Annotated in this window: 20 protein-coding genes and 1 tRNA gene; 17 read left to right on the top strand and 4 right to left on the bottom strand. The window is 60.6% G+C overall.

From position 1 onward, the window contains the following. The first annotated feature begins 8 nt into the window (after nucleotides 1–8). The 5 genes from ACZ5IU_RS02240 to ACZ5IU_RS02220 are packed head-to-tail and all read left to right on the top strand — an operon-like array spanning nucleotide 9 to nucleotide 5185. Entirely contained in the window at nucleotides 9–1208 is a 1200-nt protein-coding gene (locus tag ACZ5IU_RS02240; RefSeq protein WP_464420089.1) for a murein hydrolase activator EnvC family protein, read from the top strand. Between the two features lie 29 nt (nucleotides 1209–1237). After that, nucleotides 1238–2482, top strand: coding sequence for a S41 family peptidase (locus tag ACZ5IU_RS02235; RefSeq protein ID WP_464420087.1), 1245 nt, complete (start codon nucleotides 1238–1240; stop codon nucleotides 2480–2482). Further along, nucleotides 2479–3405, top strand: coding sequence for a divergent polysaccharide deacetylase family protein (locus ACZ5IU_RS02230; RefSeq protein ID WP_464420085.1), 927 nt, complete (start codon nucleotides 2479–2481; stop codon nucleotides 3403–3405). The genes ACZ5IU_RS02235 and ACZ5IU_RS02230 overlap by 4 nt, the downstream gene beginning before the upstream one ends. Further along, nucleotides 3402–4688 (top strand): adenylosuccinate synthase, encoded by a 1287-nt coding sequence (locus ACZ5IU_RS02225; RefSeq protein ID WP_464420083.1) that lies wholly within the window; start codon nucleotides 3402–3404, stop codon nucleotides 4686–4688. The genes ACZ5IU_RS02230 and ACZ5IU_RS02225 overlap by 4 nt, the downstream gene beginning before the upstream one ends. A gap of 14 nt (nucleotides 4689–4702) precedes the next feature. Next, nucleotides 4703–5185: a GNAT family N-acetyltransferase gene (locus ACZ5IU_RS02220; RefSeq protein ID WP_464421789.1), complete on the top strand. Its 483-nt coding sequence runs from the start codon at nucleotides 4703–4705 to the stop codon at nucleotides 5183–5185. 87 nt (nucleotides 5186–5272) lie between these two features. Here the strand turns inward: ACZ5IU_RS02220 and ACZ5IU_RS02215 are convergent. Beyond that, nucleotides 5273–5347: transfer RNA gene (locus tag ACZ5IU_RS02215), tRNA-Val, on the bottom strand. A gap of 213 nt (nucleotides 5348–5560) precedes the next feature. On the opposite strand from ACZ5IU_RS02215, the gene ACZ5IU_RS02210 reads away from it, so the two are divergent. From ACZ5IU_RS02210 to ACZ5IU_RS02195, 4 genes are all read left to right on the top strand, one after another. Beyond that, entirely contained in the window at nucleotides 5561–5944 is a 384-nt protein-coding gene (locus ACZ5IU_RS02210; protein WP_464420081.1) for a hypothetical protein, read from the top strand. A gap of 45 nt (nucleotides 5945–5989) precedes the next feature. Continuing rightward, nucleotides 5990–7618 carry a carbon starvation CstA family protein gene (locus ACZ5IU_RS02205; protein WP_464420079.1) on the top strand — a complete coding sequence of 543 codons (1629 nt, stop codon included), beginning with the start codon at nucleotides 5990–5992 and terminating at the stop codon, nucleotides 7616–7618. Between the two features lie 387 nt (nucleotides 7619–8005). Further along, nucleotides 8006–9721, top strand: coding sequence for a 2-oxoacid:acceptor oxidoreductase subunit alpha (locus ACZ5IU_RS02200; protein WP_464420077.1), 1716 nt, complete (start codon nucleotides 8006–8008; stop codon nucleotides 9719–9721). Then, nucleotides 9718–10581: a thiamine pyrophosphate-dependent enzyme gene (locus ACZ5IU_RS02195; RefSeq protein WP_464420075.1), complete on the top strand. Its 864-nt coding sequence runs from the start codon at nucleotides 9718–9720 to the stop codon at nucleotides 10579–10581. The genes ACZ5IU_RS02200 and ACZ5IU_RS02195 overlap by 4 nt, the downstream gene beginning before the upstream one ends. 209 nt (nucleotides 10582–10790) lie before the next feature. Here ACZ5IU_RS02195 and folK read toward each other — a convergent pair whose 3' ends face one another. The 3 genes from folK to ACZ5IU_RS02180 form a co-directional block, all read right to left on the bottom strand. Beyond that, complete coding sequence (gene folK, locus ACZ5IU_RS02190) at nucleotides 10791–11282, bottom strand: 2-amino-4-hydroxy-6-hydroxymethyldihydropteridine diphosphokinase (protein ID WP_464420073.1); 492 nt, start codon at nucleotides 11280–11282, stop codon at nucleotides 10791–10793. Continuing rightward, a complete protein-coding gene (gene folP, locus ACZ5IU_RS02185; protein ID WP_464420071.1) occupies nucleotides 11279–12490 on the bottom strand; it encodes a dihydropteroate synthase in 1212 nt (403 codons plus the stop codon). The genes folK and folP overlap by 4 nt, the downstream gene beginning before the upstream one ends. A gap of 92 nt (nucleotides 12491–12582) precedes the next feature. Next, nucleotides 12583–13227: a histidine phosphatase family protein gene (locus tag ACZ5IU_RS02180; protein ID WP_464420069.1), complete on the bottom strand. Its 645-nt coding sequence runs from the start codon at nucleotides 13225–13227 to the stop codon at nucleotides 12583–12585. A gap of 155 nt (nucleotides 13228–13382) precedes the next feature. On the opposite strand from ACZ5IU_RS02180, the gene hrcA reads away from it, so the two are divergent. The 8 genes from hrcA (at nucleotide 13383) to ACZ5IU_RS02140 (ending at nucleotide 22977) form a co-directional block, all read left to right on the top strand. After that, the gene (hrcA, locus tag ACZ5IU_RS02175) at nucleotides 13383–14390 is read left to right on the top strand and encodes a heat-inducible transcriptional repressor HrcA (RefSeq protein WP_464420067.1); all 1008 of its coding nucleotides are present in this window, start codon (nucleotides 13383–13385) and stop codon (nucleotides 14388–14390) included. Between the two features lie 15 nt (nucleotides 14391–14405). Continuing rightward, on the top strand, nucleotides 14406–15005 hold the full coding sequence (locus ACZ5IU_RS02170; RefSeq protein WP_464420065.1) for a nucleotide exchange factor GrpE: 600 nt from the start codon (nucleotides 14406–14408) through the stop codon (nucleotides 15003–15005). Nucleotides 15006–15109: 104 nt separating this feature from the next. Further along, the gene (dnaK, locus tag ACZ5IU_RS02165; RefSeq protein ID WP_464420063.1) at nucleotides 15110–16933 is read left to right on the top strand and encodes a molecular chaperone DnaK; all 1824 of its coding nucleotides are present in this window, start codon (nucleotides 15110–15112) and stop codon (nucleotides 16931–16933) included. 29 nt (nucleotides 16934–16962) lie between these two features. Then, complete coding sequence (dnaJ, locus tag ACZ5IU_RS02160) at nucleotides 16963–18099, top strand: molecular chaperone DnaJ (protein ID WP_464420061.1); 1137 nt, start codon at nucleotides 16963–16965, stop codon at nucleotides 18097–18099. A 109-nt stretch (nucleotides 18100–18208) separates the two neighbouring features. Beyond that, nucleotides 18209–19102 (top strand): 50S ribosomal protein L11 methyltransferase, encoded by an 894-nt coding sequence (locus tag ACZ5IU_RS02155; RefSeq protein ID WP_464420059.1) that lies wholly within the window; start codon nucleotides 18209–18211, stop codon nucleotides 19100–19102. After that, entirely contained in the window at nucleotides 19080–20396 is a 1317-nt protein-coding gene (gene mtaB / locus ACZ5IU_RS02150) for a tRNA (N(6)-L-threonylcarbamoyladenosine(37)-C(2))-methylthiotransferase MtaB (protein WP_464420057.1), read from the top strand. Before ACZ5IU_RS02155 ends, mtaB begins: the two co-directional genes overlap by 23 nt. After that, nucleotides 20393–21973 carry an Hsp70 family protein gene (locus ACZ5IU_RS02145; protein WP_464420055.1) on the top strand — a complete coding sequence of 527 codons (1581 nt, stop codon included), beginning with the start codon at nucleotides 20393–20395 and terminating at the stop codon, nucleotides 21971–21973. Before mtaB ends, ACZ5IU_RS02145 begins: the two co-directional genes overlap by 4 nt. Further along, complete coding sequence (locus ACZ5IU_RS02140) at nucleotides 21970–22977, top strand: J domain-containing protein (protein WP_464420053.1); 1008 nt, start codon at nucleotides 21970–21972, stop codon at nucleotides 22975–22977. Before ACZ5IU_RS02145 ends, ACZ5IU_RS02140 begins: the two co-directional genes overlap by 4 nt. Nucleotide 22978 lies beyond the last annotated feature (1 nt).

The raw sequence follows: 22978 nt of genomic DNA, 5'->3' as shown, positions 1-22978 counted from the left end.
CCGCGGAAATGACGGGGCGTGGGAAATGGGTCTTCGGATGCCTTCTCTTCTTGCTGGCCGCGTCAATCTTCTCCGGGGCGGGATGGGGAGCGCAGGAGCCGGATATCGACGAGAAGATCTCCCAGGAAGAGCGCCGCATGCGCGCGCTCGAATCGCAGATTTCGAAACATCGTGAACTCGTCCGTGAGATGGACAAGAAGGAAAAAGGAGTTCTGAACCGACTCAGCGATCTTGATCAGCGAAAGCGGATGACGGAGCACAAGATCCGCATCCTCGAACTCAAGGAGACCAAGGTTCAGGGGTCGATCACCGAACTGAAGCGGACGATCCGCGAAACCGAGAACCGCATCGGCGATATCACGGCGATGCTCAGGGAGCGGCTCACGGCCATTTACAAGTATGGCGGCATTGCGGAGTTCAACCTGTTGCTTTCGTCCGCTTCGGCCCACGAGGCCATGGCGACGTCCGTTCTTCTCGGGCGTATCGCCCGGCAGGACGAGCAAATGATCGAAGAGCTCTCCCGCAGGAAGGCGATTCTGGTATCATCGACGCAGGAGTTGCAGAATCAGAAGAAGCAGCTCGAGACGCATCAGCAATCGCTTTCCGGGGAGCGGGTCCGTTACAGGGCGAGCATTTCCGAACATAACGCGCTGCTCGACCGGGTGCAAAGGGAACGCCAGGTCCACAAGGCGGCGATGAAGGAGCTTGAGGACGCACAGAGAGAGATCAGCAGAACGATTACGATGCTCATGAAAAAGAAGGCCGAGGAAGCGGCCCGGGCGCACAGGAGACCCGACAGTTCGCTTCTGATGGCGCGAGGAAGTCGTTTCGCGTGGCCTTTGCGCGGCGAGATATCGAGCCCTTTCGGAGTGAGGGTGCACCCGACGTTCCGGACGAAGATCATGCATACCGGAATCGATATCCGGGCGCCGAGGGGGACTCCTGTCGCGGCGGCCGGGCCGGGAGAGATCCTGTATTCCGGGTGGCTTCGCGGATACGGACAGGTCGTGATCATCGACCACGGAAACTCGTTGACGACGGTCTACGCGCATCTCTCGAGTTCCGTCGTCGAAGAGGGAATGCCGGTCAGGGAAGGACAGACCGTCGGGACTGTCGGCTCGTCCGGGACGGCGACCGGAACGCATCTGCACTTCGAGGTACGGGTCAACGGTGACGCGAGGGATCCCCTTGCGTATTTGCGTCGATAGAGAAAGGCCAGGAGATCATGTTCTCACGGGTGAAAGCAACAATCGGAGGTTTTGTCGTCGGTGCCGGCGTAGCGGCGTGTCTTTTCTATTCGGTTTCCGCGCCCGGAAGAGTCGTCGCCCATGCGGACAACATGGACGAAATTTCGAGAGTATCGCCCTTCAAGCCCCAGTCGTTGTGGCTTATGAAGCAGGCGAGAGCGATCATAGAGACGTATCAGATCGATGCCGTCAGCAAGGACGTTCCCGAGGACAAGATGCTGTACGGCGCCATCAGGGGAATGGTCGCCGCATGGCAGGACCCGTACACCCGCTTTGTCGATCCTCCCCAGCTCAAGGAAGAACAGATCGAAATGGAGGGGGAGTACGGCGGGCTCGGGATCTACATCGGACAGCGTGACGGCAGGACTCTCGTCATCAGTCCGATCGAGGATACTCCGGCCGACCGCGCGGGACTCAAGCCGCAGGACCAGATCGTCAAGGTGGGGGAGGAACTGATTCTCGGGTGGGAATCGGAGCGCGTCGTGAAAATGCTTCGCGGGAAGGCGGGGACCACCGTCACGATATGGGTGCGGCGCGAGGGTGTTGACAAGCTTCTCAGGTTCGATATCGTGCGCGAGGTGATCAAGCTCAAGTCGGTCCGCTCGGAGATGCTCGACAAGACGACGGGGTATCTGCGTCTCTCGCAGTTCCAGCAAAAGTCCGCCGACGACGTCCGTGAAGCGGTTCTCGCGCTCCAGAAGAAGGGAGCGAAGGGGATCGTCTTCGACCTTCGCAACAACGGCGGCGGTTTGCTCAACGGCGCCGTCGACATCTCGGACATGTTCCTCGACAGCGGTCTGATCGTCGGGATGAAGGGCCGCGTAGACCGTGCGAACGATGAAATTTACGCAACCCCGGGAGTCCTGACTGCGATGCCGATGGTCGTTCTCATCAACGAAGGAAGCGCGAGCGCTTCGGAAATCGTCGCCGGAGCGTTGTCGGATCACGGAAGGGCGCTGCTCGTAGGAAAGAAGAGTTTCGGGAAGGGATCGGTCCAGACGCTGTTCAACATGTCCGACGGGAGCGGAATCTATGTGACGATCGCGCGGTACCATACACCGTCGGGGCTTGTGATCGACCATGTCGGGCTGACGCCGACCGTTCAGGTTGACGGGGAACTGACGAAAGAGCACGCGAAGGACAAACAGCTGATCCGGGCCCGGGAGGAACTCCGGAAGCTCATGCGGGCAACCATGCAGGTGTCGGCCGAAGGAACGGACCCGGAATCCGAATGAGGCGCCGGAGTCATCGAGCGCTCGTCTCTTTCTGGCTGTTGCTTGTCGCCGCTGCGTGGACGGCCGGATATTCGGCTGCCGTGTGGTGGAATTCCCGGAATGCCCCGGAATCGAAATCAGGTGCGGATGCCGGGAAAAAAAGCATATCGGTCGTGTCGGAAGCCCTGAAAGGTGAGAATAGGGTGCCGGTTCCGTCTCCGGTTTCATCGGACCGGCAGCCGAAAAAAACGGATTCCCGCGGACTCGTTGCGATCATTGTCGACGATATGGGGACATCCGTTCGGATTGCCCGGGAACTGTCGTCCATGACGCTTCCGCTGACGTGGTCCCTGATTCCCGGACAGCCGCGAAGCGAGGCGGTCGCCCTGTTCGCGAAGGAAAAGGGAATTCCGATGATGATCCATATGCCGATGGAACCCGTCGGCAACGGATACGACCGGAATTTTCTGGTCGGCGTGACGACATCGCCGGATGTTGTCCACGACGAAGTCCGGCGAATATTCCTGCTTTATCCGTGGGCTATCGGAATGAATAACCACATGGGATCACGCGCGACAGCCGATGCGGGGACTATGCGAAATCTGATGAAGGCGATGAAGGGCACTGGGAAATTCTTCGTCGACAGCAGGACGACATCAGCATCCGTTGCGGTGAAAGAAGCCCGGGACGCGGACATTCCGGTCGCAGCGTCGTCCGTGTTTCTGGATCATGAGTCAACGCCGGAGTATATGACCACGCAATGCGAACGGATGGCGCGGATCGCGAGGAAACGCGGCTGGGTGATCGCCATCATTCATCCGCGTCCGAAAAGTATGAAATTGCTTCGGCAACTGGCAGAAACGCCGCCTGACGGTGTTCGGTTCGTCACCATGCCGGAGATTATGGACAGCGAAAACGGACCGATGAGGAGGCTTGCACCGTGAAGGGAAAAGTTGAGATCATCATAGGAGCCCAGTGGGGTGACGAGGGGAAAGGGCGTGTCGTCGACTCTCTCGGAGGCAGAGTGGATGTTTTTGCCCGGTATCAGGGCGGAAGCAACGCGGGGCACACCGTCATCGTCGATGATAAAAAGTACGTGTTTCACCTCCTGCCCTCCGGAATGTTGTATCCCGGAAAACTCTGCGTGATCGGAAACGGCGTCGTCGTGGATCCGGAGCAGCTCTTGGACGAGATCAGGGATCTCCAGTCGAAAGGCATGGATCGTGCGCGACTTATCGTCAGCTCTTCGGCGCACGTCGTCATGCCGTATCACAAGATCATCGACAGGGCGCAGGAGGAGTTCCGCGGCAAGGGCAAGAAGATCGGAACCACGGGGCGGGGAATCGGACCTGCGTACGTCGACAAGTACAGCAGATGCGGCATCCGGATCGAAGACCTCTTCAGGCCGGACGTCCTGCGCGACAAACTCGAATTCAACCTCGAAGACAAGAACCGCATTCTGACGCGTCTGTACGACCTCGAACCGTTACCGTTCGACGAGATCTACACTCAGGCCGTCAACTGGGGGAAGGCCCTTTCCGCATATGCCGGCGATGCGTCGCGTATTCTGTACGAAGCGATGGAATCCGGAAAGACGGTTCTCTTTGAAGGAGCGCAGGGGACTCTGCTTGACATCGACCACGGGACGTATCCCTACGTCACGAGTTCCTCCCCCGTCGCCGCGGGCGGATGCGTCGGTCTCGGCCTCGGTCCGAACTCCGTCGACAGGGTTATCGGAGTCGTCAAGGCGTACAGCACTCGTGTCGGAGAGGGACCTTTCCCGAGCGAAGATACCGGCGCCACCGGACAGATGCTTCGGGAACGCGGCGGAGAGTACGGCGCGACGACAGGACGTCCCCGCCGTTGCGGGTGGCTCGACATGGTCGGGCTGAAATACGCCGTCCGCGTAAACGGGATGACCTCTATCGCACTGACGAAACTCGATGTTCTTTCCGGCCTCGACGAAATCCTCGTGGCCGTTGCCTACGATTCAGAAGGAACGCGACTGGATCACTTCACGGGAAGCGCCGGTGTCCTCGCAACCGCGAAACCCCTCTATGAGCGCTTCGAAGGCTGGAAGGAGAACATAGCCTCCTGCAGAACTTTCGAGGAACTTCCTTTTGCAGCGCAGACGTATGTTCGCTATATCGAGAGGGAAACCGGTGTTCCCGTTCAGCTGATCGGCGTAGGTCCCGAAAGAGACGAAACGATTCTCCTGGGGTTGTAGGAGGGGATTCTCCCATCATTCCGACGGTTCGGCTATGCTCCTCGGGAGACGCGAACGGCATTCGCGATCTCGAGGAGCTTTTTTCTTCCGTTCGCTGGGAATGCGGACTCATAGAACGCGAACTCGACGATCCGACGCTCGGCGTTCTGTATCCCGGGGCGTTTTTTCCGGATTTTCTTGTGGGTTATGCGGCGGTGCAAAGGACGACCGAAGGATTGTTCCTCATGAACATCGTCGTCCACGGAAATTACCGGAGGCACGGGATCGGATCGTCGCTTCTTGCGGCGATATTCGAGATGGGAGGGTATCTCGGATGTTCCGGAATCCGGCTCATCGCGAAATTGACGGACGAGGCCGCTATTTCCTTCTATACCGGCATGGGGTTTTCGAATACCGGAAAAAAGGAGCGATACTATTCGGACGGGTCCGACGGAATCGGAATGGAGCGGAGCCTGGAGGATGAGCGGCAGTGGTGGATACGTCGGGCGAGGATATAATGCGATCATCATTGTCCGGAGGACGAGCGAACCGGAAAGGGACAAAAAAGGGCTCCCGCCTGAATCGCGGGAACCCGGTGATTGCAATGGTGGGCGACACGGGGTTCGAACCTGTGACCTCTTCCGTGTGAAGGAAGCGCTCTTCCACTGAGCTAGTCGCCCAAAACGCAGCGTATTATACCTTCGGTTTCGGCAAAACGCAACTCCGGAGCGGGCGCATTATTTTCCGGTAAAGTGACACATGCTTCAAAATTATTCCGTATGCTGTATAATCTCGCTCGGTGGTGGTGGAAGTCTATGCCGGACTTTTCTGTTCTTATGTCGGATCCTGAGCTGTGGTCTTACTGGGGCTTCGAACCGTGGGCGTCGAATGCAATGAAGGGCGTCCATCGCAGGGTGACGATCGTCAAGGACGGCCTTCTCGGAGAGGTGTGCCGATACTTCGCTGACGATTGCATCGTGTGGATTCACGCCGGTGAAGCGGATATGCGGCATGTCCTCGAGAACGGAAAACCGGAAGTCGATCTGATGACGCAGCGGTATCTCTTTGTCGTCGGACCGGCCGTGGTGTTCCGGAAGATCCGTTCGTTCTACATGGGCTTCCGCGGGTATCTCGAGGTCCATACGTACACTGTACACGGCGTGTACGACAAAAGAATCCGCGATCTCGCGCAGCTCGTGGACAGAGCATGGGATCTTGCCAGCGCTCGAACGAAAGAGGAGGTGGTTGAGACACAGGGTTCGCTCGAAACGGCGTAACGGTTTTGTTTCCGGAGCAACGATTATTTCCCGGAGGTGACTCACGTGCTCGCAATGCTGTTTCTGATCGCTGTCGTTATTTTTACTGTCGCGTACAAGATCTATGGGAAATACATGGCCGATATCTACGGTCTCAGTGACGCGAACAAGACGCCGGCCGAGGCCATGTACGACGGAATCGACTATTGTCCCGCCCATCCGGCGGTTCTCCTCGGGCACCATTTCGCATCGATCGCCGGAGCGGGCCCCATCGTCGGTCCCATCACGGCGGGCGTCATGTTCGGCTGGCTTCCAGCCTACCTGTGGTGCGTCATCGGTTCGACCTTCCTCGGCGGCCCGCACGATATGGGTGGACTCGTCTCCTCCATGCGCCACGACGGAAAGTCGGTCGGCGAAGTCGTCGACCGCTGGATCGGACGGAAGGGCAAGTTCCTTTTCCTCTGCTTCACGATTCTCGCACTCGTTCTCGTCGTCGCGGTCTTCCTGCAGTTGTCGGCCAACACGTTCAAGGCCGACCCGGCCGTCGCGTTCTCCGCGACGCTCTACATGGTCATGGCGGTCATTTTCGGCATCCTGATCTACAGATACAATACGCCTCTCTGGCTCATGACGGTCATCATGGTCCCGATCATCATCTACGCGTGCTGGTACGGCAACAACGCGGCATGGGTGAAGGCGACCTTCGGCGCGAGCATGGAAACATGGAGATGGTGGCTCGCCGGGTACATCTTCCTTGCGTCCGTCCTTCCCGTCTGGCTCCTGCTTCAGCCTCGCGACTACCTCGCGTCCTACTTCCTCTATTTCGCGGTCATCATCGGAACCGTCGGAATGCTCATGGGCAGCAAGTTCCAGGTCACTCTTCCCGCGTTCAAGGGGTATGTCGCGGGCGGCCAGTACCTGTGGCCGATGCTCTTCATCATCGTCGCCTGCGGCGCCCTTTCCGGATTCCACGCACTTGTCGGCAGCGGTACGACGTCGAAGCAGATCCGCAAGGAAAAGGACGCGACGCTCGTAGGCTACGGCTCGATGCTTCTCGAGGGCGTCGTCGCCGTCATCGCCCTCGGTACCGTCATGATCTCCGGAGCGCTCGTCAACAACGACCCCGTTTCCACCTACGGGGCCGGTTTCGGAAAGTTCGCCGAGCTTGTCGGAATCGATCCGGTCGTGGGCAAGTCGCTCGGACTTCTCGCGATCAACACGTTCCTTCTGACCTCCCTCGATACCGCGACGCGTCTCGCGCGGTATCAGATCCAGGAACTCTTCAACATGAAGGTCGACCGTTATACCGCGACGATCGTGACCGTCGCCGCTTCCATGGCGCTGCTGCTTCTCAAGACCCATGCCCCGGATGGAAAGGTAATCCCGGCGTGGGCGGCCATCTGGCCGATCTTCGGAGCGGCGAACCAGCTCGTTGGCGCCCTCGTGCTCCTTGCGATCTCCGTCTGGGTCGCGAAGGGACTCAAGAAGAGCAACACCTTCCTGATGCTTCCGATGTGGTTCATGCTCGCGACGACCGTCGCTGCCCTGTACTTCCTCGTCTCGGGCCAGCTGAAGTCGGCGACGCCGAACTACCTTCTCGTCGTGGTGGCGATTGTTCTCTTTGTCCTTGCGATCATGATGGTTCTCGAAGCGTTCGGAGCGCTCAGGCGTCCGGAAGCGGAACCCAAAAGGTAGGATTCAGGCTTTGAAACGAAAAAGCCGGAGCTATCGAGCTCCGGCTTTTTCGTTTCTCCAAAGGCCTACTGAACGCCCCCGCCGACACTGAAGGTTTTTGAACTCCAGGATTTCCCGCGCTTGAGAGGCTCTCCCCCCAGGAACTCGAGGAAATGGCTGCCGCAGTCAGGACACTTCTTGACGGGGGCGCCGTCCTCAAGTTCAAACTCAGACTTGCACTCAAGGCATCGAAACTTCCCCATACTGATTCACCTCCGTCTCGCAAAATCGTGAATGTGCCAAGTACCGGAAGAAATTATAGCAGAGTCGTTTCTTCCCCGTGCATACTTCGGGTCTGTTGTGTATATTTGCGACAGTCATTCATGACTCAATCGAAGGAGGGGCGAAATGAACAGCGATATTTCCTGTGTCATCAGCGGCGCCGCCGGACTGGGCATACAGACGGTCGAGGAGTTTCTCTGCGGCATGTTGCGTCGGGCGGGATTTCACGTCTTTGCGAGTCGCGAGTACATGTCCCGCGTTCGGGGCGGGAACAACTCCACCGAGATTCGCATCGGAACGAACGATGTTCGGGCGTTTTCAGAACGCATTGACTTTCTTTTTCCGCTCACTCCGGGAGTTCGGACGAATATCCGCCGGAGACTTGGCTCCGGGACGACAATTGTCGCGGACGCGGGCATTTTCGGGGATGAGTTCGTGGAAACCGGTGTCACGTTCGTGAATGTCCCGCTCGAGGATATGACGAAGGAACTCGGCGGGAAGGTGTACGCGAATATGGCGGTGGCGGGCATCGTTCTCGGTCTTGTCGGCATTCCGATTCAGGAGATCCTCGACGAAATCGGCCGGTTCTTCGGAGACAGGGCCGATATCGTCGGAAAGAATGCGGACGCATGTTCGAGAGGATATCGCTTCGGGGAAAAACTTCGGAACGATTCGACGCCGGTCCTCCGGAAGACCGGCGCATCTCCGGCGCATCGGATCCTGCTCGACGGTTCCGACGCCGTAGCACTCGGCGCGGTAGCCGGCGGATGTTCCTTCGTGGCCGGGTACCCGATGTCTCCGGCCACGGGAGTTCTGACGTTTCTCTCGACGCATTCGGAGCGTTTTCACGTCGTCGTGGAGCAGGTGGAAGACGAACCTTCGGCGATCAATATGGCTGTCGGGGCCGCGTATGCGGGGGCTCGCCCGCTCGTGACGACGTCGGGGGGCGGTTTCGCCCTGATGGCGGAAGGAATCAGCCTCGCAGGCATCATGGAAGCGCCGGTCGTCGTGCATCTTTCGCAACGACCCGGGCCGGCTACGGGAATGGCGACGAGGACGGAACAGGCGGATCTCGAACTGGCGCTCTATTCCGGGCATGGAGAATTTCCGCGGGCGATCTTCGCTCCCGGGTCGGTGGAAACCGCGTTCAGCCTCACGGCGAGGGCCTTCGACATCGCGGAGCGATACCAGACGCCCGTGATCGTGCTGACGGATCAATACCTGATGAATACGCTCTATGACGTCGCGATTCCGGATATGAGCCTTCTGTCGTCCGTCGGGCGGATCGAACCGACACGGCCGGAGTACAAGCGGTATGCGCCAGGTGCGGACGGAATATCGCCGAGAGGTGTTCCCGGGTACGGCGAAGGACTTGTCGGGGCGGACAGTCACGAACATGATGCCGAAGCGCATATTTCAGAGGATGTCGACGTACGTGTCGCGATGAACGCGAAACGCCTCGGAAAACTCGACGGTCTCCGGAAGGAATCGATTCCCCCGATGCTCTACGGGCCGAAGGACTACGGGACTCTGCTCGTCTGCTTCGGTTCGACGCGGGAGATCGCGCGCGAGGCGATCGATCTTCTCGGACGAAGCGACACGGCAGTCCTCTCGTTCGAACAGGTCTATCCGCTTCACGAGGCTGCCGGGGCCTTTCTCGCCGCGGCGAAGCGCGTCGTCGTCCTCGAAGGCAACGCGACGGGACAATTCCGGCGCCTGCTGCGCGCGACGTTCGGCGTCGAGGCCCGACATTCGATACTGAAGAGCGACGGATTTCAGTTTTCGGTCGAGGAAACGGTACGTCGTCTGTCCGCGATCCTTGAAGGAGGTGATGGAGCATGACGCGGGCGAATCCGTTCGATATGGACCACACGGAACTTTCCTGGTGTCCCGGATGCGGTGACTACGCCGTTCTCGACGCCCTCAAAAAGGCGCTTCTCGATCTCGGTCTCTCTCCCGGTCAGGTGGTTCTCGTCTCCGGCATAGGACAGGCCGCGAAGATGCCGCATTATCTCCGTTCGAACTTCTTCAACGGGCTTCACGGTCGGGCGCTCTGCGCGGCCACCGGAATCCGGGCGGCGAACCCCGAGCTGACGGTGATTGCCGTCGGCGGCGACGGCGATATGTACGGAGAGGGAGGAAATCACTTTACGCACACGTTGCGGCGGAATCCCGACCTGACGGTGCTCGTGTGCAACAACATGGTGTACGGCCTGACGAAGGGACAGGCGTCACCGACGAGCCCGCGGGGATTCGTGACTCCCATGCAGCGCAGGGGGGTCCGCGCAGAGCCGTTCAATCCGCTCGCCGCCGCGCTGGTCCAGGGAGCGACGTTCGTCGCGCGGGCGTTCGCGGGCAATATCGATCACATGGCGGGCGTGATCGGAAGGGCCATTCTCCACAAGGGCGTGTCACTGGTCGATATCTTTCAGCCCTGCGTCACGTTCAACAAAATAAACACATACGCATGGTTCCGCGAGAACACCTATTTTCTCGACGCGGACCGGGACGCGGGGAACTTCGATGAAGCGCTCCGTCTGGCGCTGTCACGAACGCCGTATCCTCTCGGCATCCTGTACGAGGTGGAAGGGGCCGAAACCTTCGAATCCGGACTCGGCGCCTATGCGGACGATTCCCGCCCGCTCTTCATGAGAGAGCCGGACCGCGACGCGGTCCGGGCGTATCTGGAGGGGTTGCTGTAATCTACGGAACGCTCCGCACAGCCGAAACGAAGATCGAAAAGACGGAAATCCCGCCCTCCTCTGAGGGCGGGATTTCCGTCTCAATCGCGAGGCGCCACGGCCGCCAGAAGCTCAGCGAAACCCACGGAGCATCGCGATCCGTGACACTGTGCCTGCGACAAAGGATGATCGGCTCGTCCGGGCATTCTTCCAGCGGGGACGGAGACGGATTACAGAGACGTAATCCGTCTTATGGAAGGATCGGAATCCCGTACCGCCTCGGACAGACGACCGACGGATAGCCCGGACTCGGGGTGGATCCATTCCGGACAGATCTGGGCGAGGGGCGTGAGGACGAATGCCCGTTCCGTCATTCTCGGATGGGGGATCTCGAGGTCCGGTTCATGGACGACCATGGAATCGACCAGAAGAATGTCGAGGTCGATCGGTCGCGGACCCATCGGCACCTCGCGTGTCCGCCCGAGCTCCGACTCGATCCTGAGCATCTCGTCGAGGAGGCGGCGCGGGGACATGTCGGTCGAGACGACGATGCACGCGTTGAGGAAGCGTTTCTGGTTTTCCACTCCGACGGGTTTCGTTTCGAATACGTCGCTTCGAGCCGTGACGTTCACGCCGCGGTTCTCGAGAAGATGAACCGCCTGGCGAATGTTGTTCAGACGGTCTCCCATATTGCTGCCCAGGGCTATTGCGACACGTATCATAAAGACGCCTCCTGAATTTTGCCGATCATCGCCAGAATGGCGGCGTTTTCGCGGATGTCGTGGACACGGAGGATCGAAACGCCCCGCATCGCGCAGTATGCCGTGACTGCCAGAGTCCCGGAAAGGCGGTCTTCCGGAGCGTCGCTTTTCAGGGTCTTTGCGATGAAGCCCTTTCGCGAATGTCCGACGCACAAAGGAAGACCGAAACGGGTAAAGGCTTCGATCCAGCGGAGAATTCCGACGTTGTCCTCGAGGCGCTTGCCGAAACCGATTCCCGGATCGAGAATGATCCGGTCGCGCGGGACTCCCGCGTGTTCGAGCTCCGCGAGTTTTTGCTCGAAAAAAAGAAGCATATCATCAAGAAGATTGTCATAGTACGGTGCGTTCTGCATTGTCGCCGGAGTTCCCCTGATGTGGGACAGAACGTAGGGAACCCCGGACCTCGCGACGGCTCCGAGCATTTCCGGATCGAGTCCGTACGCGGAAATGTCGTTGACGATATCCGCCCCCTCGCGTATCGCCTCGCGCACGACGATTCCCTTGTAAGTGTCGACCGAGAGCACGGCATCGGGGAACGCGGCCCGGATTGCGCGAAGCGGCGGCAGGAGACGGCGCAGTTCTTCCCCGGCGTCCGCCGGATCTGACCCGGGACGTGTCGACTCCGCCCCGATATCGATGATCGCGGCTCCCCGGGCAAGCATATCGCGTGTCCGTTCGACGGCGGTCTCTTCCGATACCCTGCTTTCGGGGTGAAAGGAATCGGGGGTGACATTCACGATTCCCATGAGGACAGGCGTCTGTCCAAGTTCGAGACGGCGGTTTCCAGGAAGTCGCAGTGTCCAGCCACGCTTCCCGCGACCGGCGAAAGCATCCGAGAGCGATGTCCGGATCTCGTCGAGTCCCCAGCACTGAAGGTGCTTCAGCTTTTCGAGGAGCGAGGCGATCTGCCCCTCGCTTCCGAAAAGGAGGACGTCGCTCCGTTCGACCGTCGCGTTGATGACGCCGCGATTGACGACAGCATCCCCTCCACGGGAGAGAATCTCCTGTTTGATGAAGGCCGCAGCCCTGAAATCGGCCCCGGGAACGTAGAAAAAGAGCGTGCCGGCTTTGGGGAGAAAAAACATGGCCGACCTGGGATCGGCTCCGATGGTACGGATCATTCTCGACAGATCGTCTGCGGAATCAAGTCGGATCGAAAAAACCGGCACGATAGTCCCTTCCTCTGTTGTCGATTGATGGACGAAGATTGCACAACGTTAATGATCATACGGCCTCGTGCGGGAACGGTCAAGAAAAACGCTCACATCCATTCCGTTTCAAAGGAATCGAGGTGAGATGTGTCGTTGAGCCCATGCATCATGAACCCCCGCTGATCCTCGTGAATGACGACGCTGATGCTCGCGGTATCCATGTGGATCTTCCAGAAATAGGGTGTCGGAATTCCCAGCATTCCGGCGATGAGCGGCTTGAGAACGGTCCGGTGGGAGACGATCGCGATCCTGTTCCCGCGATGGGCGGAAACGAGCTCCCGGACGAAGTCGAGCGAACGACGCATGACGTCGTCGAGCGTCTCGCCTCCGGGGACCTCCAGGGTCTCCGGGTTGCGCATCCAGAGGCTCCATAGTTCGGGGTATTCCCTGGCGATTTCATCTTTCTTCCGGTTTTCCCATTCCCCGAGACTCATGTTGTTCAACGCCTCGTCGGAAACGAGCGGGACCGAGCACGACGCCGCGATCGCTTCGGCCGTCGACATCGCCCGAAGGAGAGGGCTCGTACAGACGACCGAGGGGTGCAGGCGCGTCATGGCGCGGGCGCACGCTTGCGCTTGTCCGGTTCCCCGTTCGTTCAGGGGAAAATCCACGCGCCCTCTGAACCGTCCCTCGACGTTACCCGCGCATTCTCCGTGTCGTATCAGGAAAAGGGTCGTACGCTCGCTGCGATGCATGAAAAAGCTCCTTTCCGCGGGGGTGGCCCCACTCGAACGTTCGCTATCTGACCAGTATTGACAATGATCCGAATGCTTGCTACTCTACCTGTGCCATTCAATTGTGCTGGCACTCATCGATGTCGAGTGCTACTACAGCAAGGGAGGTGGAGCGAATGCTTACCGAACGGCAACTCGAAATCGTCCTTGCGGTTGTATATGAGTATATCCGATCGGGGGAACCGGCGGGTTCCCGCACGATCTCGAAAAAATACCTGCGGGGGTGCAGCCCCGCGACGATCAGGAACGAGATGTCGGATCTCGAGGAACTCGGTTTTTTCTCCCAGCTCCACATGTCCTCGGGACGCCTGCCGACGTCGCGCGCGTACAGGGTGTACGTCGATTCCATCATGCAGCGGAAGCGACAGGACGTATCAGAGGCTGACATCCTGAAGGGAGATATCCGGAGTCAGGAGGTCGGAATCGAATCGCTGCTCTCGCACGTGACGCAGCTTCTCGGGCGCGTGACGAACTACGTCGGTGTCGCCGCCGTGTCGTCGCTCGAGAACACTGAAATCCAGAAGGTGAACTTCATCCCGCTCGGCGGCAGCACGGCGCTTCTCCTCATCGTCCTGAAGGGAGGGCTCGTGCATCACACGAACGTTTCGTTCCCGTGCGACATGCGGCCGGATACGCTCGACGAACTCGCCCGCAGGATCAATTCGGTGGCGCTCGGGCGTCCGTGGAGTCAGGTCAGGACGATCCTTCACGACTACGTCGTCGAAGGGCTCGAACACTACTCGGAGCTGTGCCGTTCGACGATCGCCCAGATGGACACGTCGCTGCGGGAACACAATTACCGCGTGTTCATCGGCGGCGCGAAGAATATCCTGTCATTGCCCGACTTTCAGGATATCGCGAAGCTTCAGGCGGTTCTCTCGCTCCTCGAAGAAGAAAAGGCCCTCGCGGACATGGTGGAGAAGTGTGCCGTCTCCGGGACGATGAGCGTCACCATCGGCGAGGAGAATCAGGAGGAACTCAGGGAATGTTCGATGGTTCTCGTTCCTGCCGTTACATCGGGACAGAGAACCGTTCTCGGCCTTCTCGGACCTTTGAGGATGGATTACGAACGTTCGATTTCCATCCTTGAATCCGTGGCGGAGAGCCTCGAAGAATCCCTCTAAGGAGGAAAGAGATATATGGAAGATCCGAAGAAAGAATGTCAGGCCTGCGAATTGCCGGAAACGGCGGATGACGCCGAATCCAGGGCGCCGAACGATGTCGCCTGCGACAGGGAGGCGTGCGATTTGGAGACGGCGTCTCTCCACGAGGAGATCGAGACGCTGAAGCGCGAGAAGGAAGAATTCCGTTCCGTCGCGCTCGAGGCGAAGGCCGATCTCTACAACTACAGGAACCGGGTCGAGCGCGAGCGCGAAAAACTTCGGCGTTCCATCGCGGCCGACAGGGCGGCTGCGTTCCTTCCGGTCCTCGACAATCTGGACAGAGTGTTGCAGGTCCCCGGAGACGCGGATGTCGCGTCCGTTCTCAAGGGGGTCTCTATGGTCCGCGAGCAGTTCGTGTCCGTAATTCTCGATATGGGGATCACCCGGATCGAGACAGTCGGCAGACCGTTTGACCCCGTTCGTCACGAGGCTGTTTCGACGGAATCAGTTCAGCAGGAAGACCGTGACGGAATCATACTCGAGGAATATCTCGCCGGGTATGCCTCAGAGGACAGGGTTCTACGCCCGGCCCGCGTCCGTGTCGGAACCTACGTGAAGCCGCAGGATCCCTCGTAAAGCCGCAGGATCTCTCGTAGCTTTCATTCCCGGAGCGTTACGCTCCGGGCTTTTGCAGGAAACATAACGGAATCCGTATCCGAAAACGATGAGGTGAACGTGAAATGCCGAAAGTTGTGGGAATAGACCTTGGAACGACAAACAGCTGTATCGCGGTTCAGGAAGGGGATAACGTCACGATCATCCCCAACACGGAAGGAATGCGGACGACGCCGTCCGTCGTCGCCTTCACGAAAGAAGGAGAACGTCTCGTCGGACAGCTCGCGAAACGCCAGGCGATCGTGAATCCGGACCGGACGATCATATCGATCAAACGGGATATGGGAACCGACCGGACCGTGAACATAGACGGAAAGAAGCACACGCCCCAGGAAATCTCCTCGATGATCCTCCAGAAGCTCAAGAGGGACGCGGAGGACTATCTCGGCGAACCCGTCAAGCAGGCCGTCATCACGGTGCCTGCGTATTTCACGGATGCGCAGCGCCAGGCGACGAAAGACGCAGGAACCATCGCGGGACTCGAGGTCCTCCGCATCATCAACGAACCGACCGCGGCATGCCTCGCGTATGGCGAGAACAAGCAGGGGGAGCACAAGATTCTCGTATTCGACCTCGGCGGCGGGACGTTCGACGTCTCGATCCTCGACGTCGGCGAAGGCGTCTTCGAAGTCCTCGCGACTTCCGGAGACAACAGGCTCGGCGGAGACGACTGGGACGCCAGGATCGTGAACTGGATCGTCACCGAATTCCGGAAGAGCGAAGGGATCGACCTCGCGAACGACAAGATGGCCATGCAGCGCCTGCGGGAAGCTGCGGAAAAGGCCAAGGTCGAGCTCTCTTCGATGCCCGAGACGGCGATCTCCCTTCCGTTCATCACCGCGAACGCGTCCGGACCCAAACACCTCGAACTGTCGCTCTCCCGGGCGAAGTTCGAGGAGATGACGAACGACCTTCTCGAGCGCGTCGTCACGCCCACGAAGCGGGCACTCGAGGACTCCGGACTTTCGTCCTCGGAAGTCGACAAGGTCCTTCTCGTCGGAGGCTCGACGCGAATGCCGATGGTCCAGCGGAAGATCCGGGAGCTCATGGGCAAGGAACCGACGAAAGGCATCAACCCCGACGAATGCGTCGCGGCGGGGGCGGCGATCCAGGGAGCGATCCTGACCGGGCAGCACAAGGACATCGTTCTCGTCGACGTGACGCCACTCTCGCTGGGTCTCGAAACGCTCGGCGGGGTCTTCACGAAGATTATCGAACGGAACACGGCGATTCCGGTCTCCAAGAGTCAGGTCTTCACGACCGCCGGCAACAGCCAGACCCAGGTCGAGATCAAGGTCCTCCAGGGAGAGCGCGCGATGGCTTCGGACAACGTCAAACTCGGCGACTTCTCGCTCGACGGAATTCCGCCGGCGCCGCGCGGCGTTCCCCAGATCGAGGTGACCTTCAACATCGACGTCAACGGGATTCTCAACGTCACGGCGAAGGATAAGGGAACCGGAAAGGCGCAGCATATCACGATCCAGTCGTCGCACCTTTCCAAGGAAGAGATCGAACGCATGAAAAACTCGGCCGAGGAAAACGAGGAGAGTGACCGGAAGAAACGGGAGCTTGCCGAGACCCGCAACGAGGCGGATTCCCTCATTTTCGCCGTCGAGAAGCTTCAGTCGGATCTCGGCGACAAGATGAGCTCGGAGGAGAAAGGGCGTCTCAATTCGCTTGCCGACGATGTCCGGAATGCGCTGAAGGACGACGACGTCCCGAAGGTCAAGGAAGCCTGCGAGAAACTCAGCAAGGAGATGCAGGAGTTCTCGACGCGCCTCTACGCGTCGGCGCAACAGGGACAGTCCGACGCCTCCGGAACCGGCGAGGCGAAAAACACCCAGAATGCGGGAGCGGAAACGGTCGACGCGGAGTTCAGCGACCAGTGATCGGCGAAACGGCGAAGAGGTGAGGTCGAGTGCCCGGCGCACGAGACGACTACTATGAGATTCTGGGGGTTCCCCGGGACGCGTCGGCGACGGACATAAAGAAGGCCTACCGGCAGCTTGTCCGAAAATACCATCCCGACGCGAACCCCGGAAACAGGGATGCCGAGGAACACTTCAAAAGGGTGAACGAGGCCTACGAAGTTCTCGGAGATGCTCAGAAACGGGCGCAGTACGACCAGTTCGGAACGGTTGGGGACATGTCCGGAGGGGGGAGCCCGTTCGAAGGATTCGGAGGAATGGGAGATCTCTTCGGCGATCTGTTCGAGAGTGTCTTCAGCGGCGGGACGGGACGGCGGAGGGCCAGCCCCAATGCCCCCCGTCAGGGAGACGACCTCGAACTCCGGCTGTCGGTGACGCTCGAGGAAGCCGCGACCGGAACGAAAAAAGCGGTTGAGATCCCGCGATGGGAAACGTGCGAGACCTGCCGCGGGAGTGGCGCCGCGCCGGGGACGAAGGCCGAAACGTGCGAGACCTGCCGCGGTTCGGGGCAGGTGGAGACGCGGCAGCAGACGCCGTTCGGCCAGTTCGTATCCGTCAATACCTGTCCGAGGTGCGGCGGAACCGGAAAATTCATTCGGACACCCTGTCCCGATTGCAGCGGACAGGGGAGAACGCGAAAGCGAAAATCCGTCGATGTGCGGATTCCCGCAGGCGTGGACACGGGAACGCGACTCCGGATTTCGGGCGAAGGAGAGGCCGGGATCAACGGCGGACCTGCGGGCGACCTGTATCTCGTCGTCGAGGTTGCGGAACATCGCGATTTCAAGCGGGACGGCGCGGATCTCCATTGCAGGCTGACCGTCACGTTCCCGCAGGTTGCGCTCGGATGTACCGTTCCGGTCCGGACGTTGACCGGTGAGTCGGAAACCCTTGAGATTCCGGCGGGGACGCAGCCCGGCAAGGTCTTCAGGATCAGGGGGAAGGGGATGCCCCGGCTCCGGGGGGCGCGGGGAACCGGCGATCTTTTCGTCCACACGGTTGTGGACGTTCCGACGAAACTGACGGACAAGCAGCGGGCGCTCCTCGAGGCGCTCGCGAAGGAGATGAACGTCGAAGTCGCCGATCAGGGACTCTTCGCGAAGTTCAAGACCCTCTTCGGGGGATGATGAACCCTCTGTGGTACAATGAACGGCAAACGAGCGGAGACGGGGAGGCGATAGCCTCCCCGTTCGTCTCTCCGGAACGGATCGAAGTGAGGATGGAGGAGGGAACATCGTGACACAGGAGAATTTCTGGTGGTATATCACCGTGGGCGCTCCGAAGGAGCGCGAGGACTTTCTCGCGTCTCTCGCGGACCTTTCGGGGTGCATTGGTGCGGAGATGTCCGAATCCGCGTCCTCGACGGAGTCGGAGGTCCGCTCCCGGTTCTATTTCGTCTGTTCCAGTCCCCTGGAACACTGGAACAAAGTTGTAACGGACCTGCTGCTTCCGTGGTCCGAGATGCGGATCGTCGACATGGGCCGCGTGGAGAACAGGGAGTGGCATACGAAGTGGAAGGACGCCTTTCCCCCGAAACCGGTCGGCTCGAAGCTGATCGTGATGGCACCCTGGCACGACGTCGAAGCGTCGGAGGGGCGCATCCCCGTACGCATCGATCCGGGGTCGGCGTTCGGCACGGGGTATCACGAGAGCACGCAGATCGTTCTCGAGCTTCTCGAAGATCTCGTTTCCGAAGGCGCGAGAGTCGCCGACATCGGTACTGGATCGGGAATCCTCTTTATCTCCGCGCTGCTTCTCGGGGCCGCTTCCGCGACCGTCAGGGACCTCGATCCGGCGGTCCTCGATGAGGTGCGGAAGAATATGCGCTTCAACGGTACGGATCCGGCGGCCGTCGATCTCGCCGTCGGAAATCTCCTCGACGGACTGACCGGTCAGTTCGACATCCTTACCGCGAACATCCTCATGGAACCGCTTCTCGACATGGTGCCCCGCGTTCGTGACGTCCTTTCCGCGCGGGGTGTGGCGATCTTCTCGGGGCTCCTCGCGAAGGAACGCGACCGTTTCCTCGACGCTCTTCACGCAGCGGGGCTCTCCGAGGAACGAGAACTCTTCTCCGGGGAGTGGTGGGGAGTCTCCGCGCGAATTCATGGAGCACCGTCTCGAGGGTAGGCGCGTCCGCATCGTCACGCTCGGATGCCGGACGAATCTTTCCGAAGGCGAATCACTCGCTTCCGCCGTCGAAGCGGATGGAGCGCGGCTCGTGGACGATGCTTCCTGGGACGCGGCGGTACTCGTCTCCTGTTCCGTGACGGCCGAGGCCGACCGGAAGTGCCGCCAGGTTGTCCGGCGCCTTCGGAGGGAGCGGCCGGACGGCATTGTCGTCGCGTGCGGATGCTGGGCGCAGGCGATCGACGAGGGACGGGCCGCCGAACTCGGCGTCGATATCGTCGTCGGAAACCGCCGGAAGGGAGAAATCCCTGGGCTCCTCGCCGGCTGCCTTCCCGGCCGCCCTTTCCGGCCCGTGACGCTCCGCGGCGACGTCCGCAACGACCGTCACTGGGACGACCTCCCGCTTCGCGCCCCCTCGCTTCACACACGCGCTTTCCTGAAGGTCCAGGACGGATGTGACCACTTCTGTTCGTACTGCGTCATTCCGTATCTCCGGGGACGTTCAGTCAGTCGTCCGCTCGCCGGCGTGATCGAAGACGTTCGTTCGGTCGTCGCGGCGGGCTGCCGGGAGATCGTCCTGTCGGGAATTCACCTCGGGGATTACCGGGACGTGGATGGAACCCGCCTGGGGGGCCTCGTGTCTCGTGTCGCGTCGCTCGAAGGGGTGAAGCGCATCCGATTCGGATCCCTCGAGCCCTTCTCGCTCGACGAAACGTTGCTGAGCGTCCTGGCCGCCACGGAGACGTTCTGCAGGCACCTGCACCTGCCCCTGCAGAGCGGAGACGACCGGGTCCTCGCGCGTATGCGGCGCGGACATACGGCCGGGGCCTTCCTGAAACTCGTCGGGCGCGTGCGGAACATGCTCGGCGAGGATATCCATATCAGCACGGATGTTCTCGTCGGCTTTCCCGGAGAGACCGACGAGGCATTCGACAACACCCTCCGCGTCCTTGACGAGGCTGGAATCGCGAGAACGCATGTCTTTCCTTTTTCGCCCCGTGCCGGAACCCCGGCCGCCGCATTCTCCGACAGGGTTCCGGAAGGGACGGTCGCGTCCCGCGTGTCGATCGTGCGGGGGCGTTCGGAGGAACGCCTCGCGGCGTATGCGCGTCGTTTCGTGGGACGAATCGTTCCTATCCTCGCCGAACGGAGCGACGGAACGTCGGTCGAGGGGCTGACGCCGGAATATCTCCGCGTCGAGGCGTCAGGAACCGCGCGTTCCGGGAGCATCGTGCCGGTGCTCGTCACGGGGACCGGCGACGAGATCGTCCGGGGAGAGGTGTTTCTGCCGTGACGCGGCCGGGAGTTCCTGAAGTCTTTTCCGGCGAAACGCTCGGAATCGATCTCGGGACGCGGTACGCGCTCACGGCACTCCTCCGCGACGGAAAGCCCGTCATTCTCCCGAACCGGTGGGGGGCGATGCGGACGCCCTCCGTTGTCGCGTGGACGCCGGGCGGATTTCTGGCCGGGGAGGAGGCCCTCCGGATGGAGATCCGCGATCCCGCCCACGTCTGGTGGGATCTGAAACGACAGATCGGGAGTCCGTGGAAGGCCCGTTGCGGCGTTCGCGCGAGGACGGCCGAGGAACTTCTCGTCCCGATGCTCGTGCTGCTCCGCGAGGACGCCGAGGCGTGGCTCGGCGCGTTCATCACGAACTGCGTCCTTACGGTTCCCGCGTATTTCAGTTTTTCGGAACGTTCCGCGATCGCCCGGAGCGCCCGGAGCGCCGGTTTTTCCTCCGTCAGGATCATCAACGAACCGACGGCCGCGGCGCTCGCGTTCGGACGTCAGGGACGGTTTCTCGTGCTCGACTTCGGTGCCGGAACCGCGGACATCTCGGTGGTCGAGAGCGAGAACGGCGTATGGCAGGTACTGGAGAGCACCGGAAGAAGCGATGTCGGAGGGCGCGATTTCGATGAGCTCCTCGCGTCGTGGCTCGCCAGGGGAATCGGGGTTTCGGATGAGGATTCGCCGTTCCGGCGCATGCTGCTTTCCGAGGCGGAGCGTCTCAAGATCGCGCTTTCCGACTACGAACGGTGCGAATGGGTTCCGTTCGGGGAGGTGGAAGGAAAGGATCCGGTCGTGGTTTCGAGGAACGTCTTCGAACACCTTGTCAGAGACCGGATTTCTGTCGTAGTGGACGACGTGCGCCGCCTCTGGGATCGCCACAGGCCGGAGAAACTTCTCTTCGTGGGCGGGAGCAGCCGGATTCCGCTGCTCCGCAGAATGCTCGAGGATCGTATTGCCCGCCCCGAAAGGCTTTCCGTGTGCCCGGACGAGGCGGTCGTCTTCGGGGCCGCGCTCTCGACGGCGTCGGGCGAAAAACTCCTGATCGACGTTCTTTCGCAGAGCCTCGGGATTATCGCGGCGGACGAAAAGCCCGTGGCTGTCATGGAGAAGGGGACTCCGCTCCCCGCGACGGCGAGGAGGGAGTTTTCGAGCGTCGGTTCGGGCCCGGTGACGTTGCGGATCGCCCAGGGGGACCCCGGATCGCCCTCCCGGTGGAAGATCATCGGAATCCACACCCTCCGCGACCTGACGAGGGGAGAATCCGTGGGGCTCGAGTTTCGCGTCGACGGAAGCGGATTGCTTCGGATTGATATAATACGTGCCGACGGAACGGTCCTTCACATCCCGTCCGTCGAGATCGGCGAGGGGGCGACGCCGGAAGAGCGGGGCAGGATGCCTGAGCTGAAGGAGCTCGAAACGAGGATCGCGTCGATTTCGCCGAAGCTGGTCCCTTCGCAGCGGACCAGGATCGAGGCGCTTGCGCGTACGGTCTATTCGATGCGCGACGGAGAGGGATTCGCCGAGGCGGTCTCTCTTCTCGATACGATGATCACAGAAATGGAGAGGGCTCTGGGCGCATGAGCGCAGCATTCGATATCGTCGAGAATCTCGAAATACTCGGTCTTGTTCCTGGGTCGACCATGAAGGACATACGGTCGGCATTCCGTCGCCTTGCGCTGACGTGCCACCCGGATATCGCCGGTCCCCAGTCCGAAAAGGCGTTCGAACGCATCACGGGGGCCTACATGCTTCTCAGGAACCTTTCCCCTGAGCTCCTCCTCAACCCTCCCGCTCCCGACGAAAAACGGAAGAAGAGCCGTTCCGGTTCACCGTTCGCCAGGGAACGCGGAGGACAGACGCGGCGAAAGACCTCGCGGGCGGAGGGTACGGAAACGACGGCGAATGAGGACGAGCACATCCGCGATCTTCGGCTCGAGAAGGCGCTTCTCGACGCCGAACTCGGGATGGCGCGGCTGCGCCGGCACCTGGAGACGAAGGAGGAAGAGTCAGAGATCGGACGCCTGACGCTTCGATTCACGAGTTCGCATCCCTCGGTCCGTCTGCTCGCCGTAACGGCTTCCGCCCGCTGGATCGCTTTTCCGCTCCTTCAGGGCGCTTTGGAAGACATGCTGCGTCGTTTTTCCCCCGACAGGGAGATGCTGCTTCTCGTTTCGGACCTTTCGAGCGACAGAGACCTGCAGTCCCGGCTCGCGGCGGCGATCGCGTCGAGGGCGGTCGCTCTCGACGAGGATGTCGCGCTCCTCTTTCTGCAGTGGATCGGGGCAATCCGCGAGAGGGGCGATTTTCTCGCGAAGTTTCTGGCGCATCCGTCGCAGAGGGTGATCGCCGGTGCTTTGCAGCGATGGCCCGCGAAGCATCCCCTGCCCGACGATCTCAGTCTCATACGGCTTCTCAGGATCGACGACGAAGCGGTTCTCCTGCCGCTCCTGCGTCTCCTCAGGGGGACGGCGGCACGCGTGCCTGCGTGGGCGCGAGCGCGTCTCAGAAATCTCTCCGAAAATCACCCGTCGCAGGGGGTCCGGGTTTGGGCGAGGTCTATTGTAGGGAGTCCGGATCTGTTATAAA

The organism is Lactivibrio alcoholicus (genome assembly GCF_055390895.1).
The sequence above is the reverse complement of the archived record's forward strand: the minus strand, read 5'-3'. Positions and strand labels throughout refer to the sequence as shown.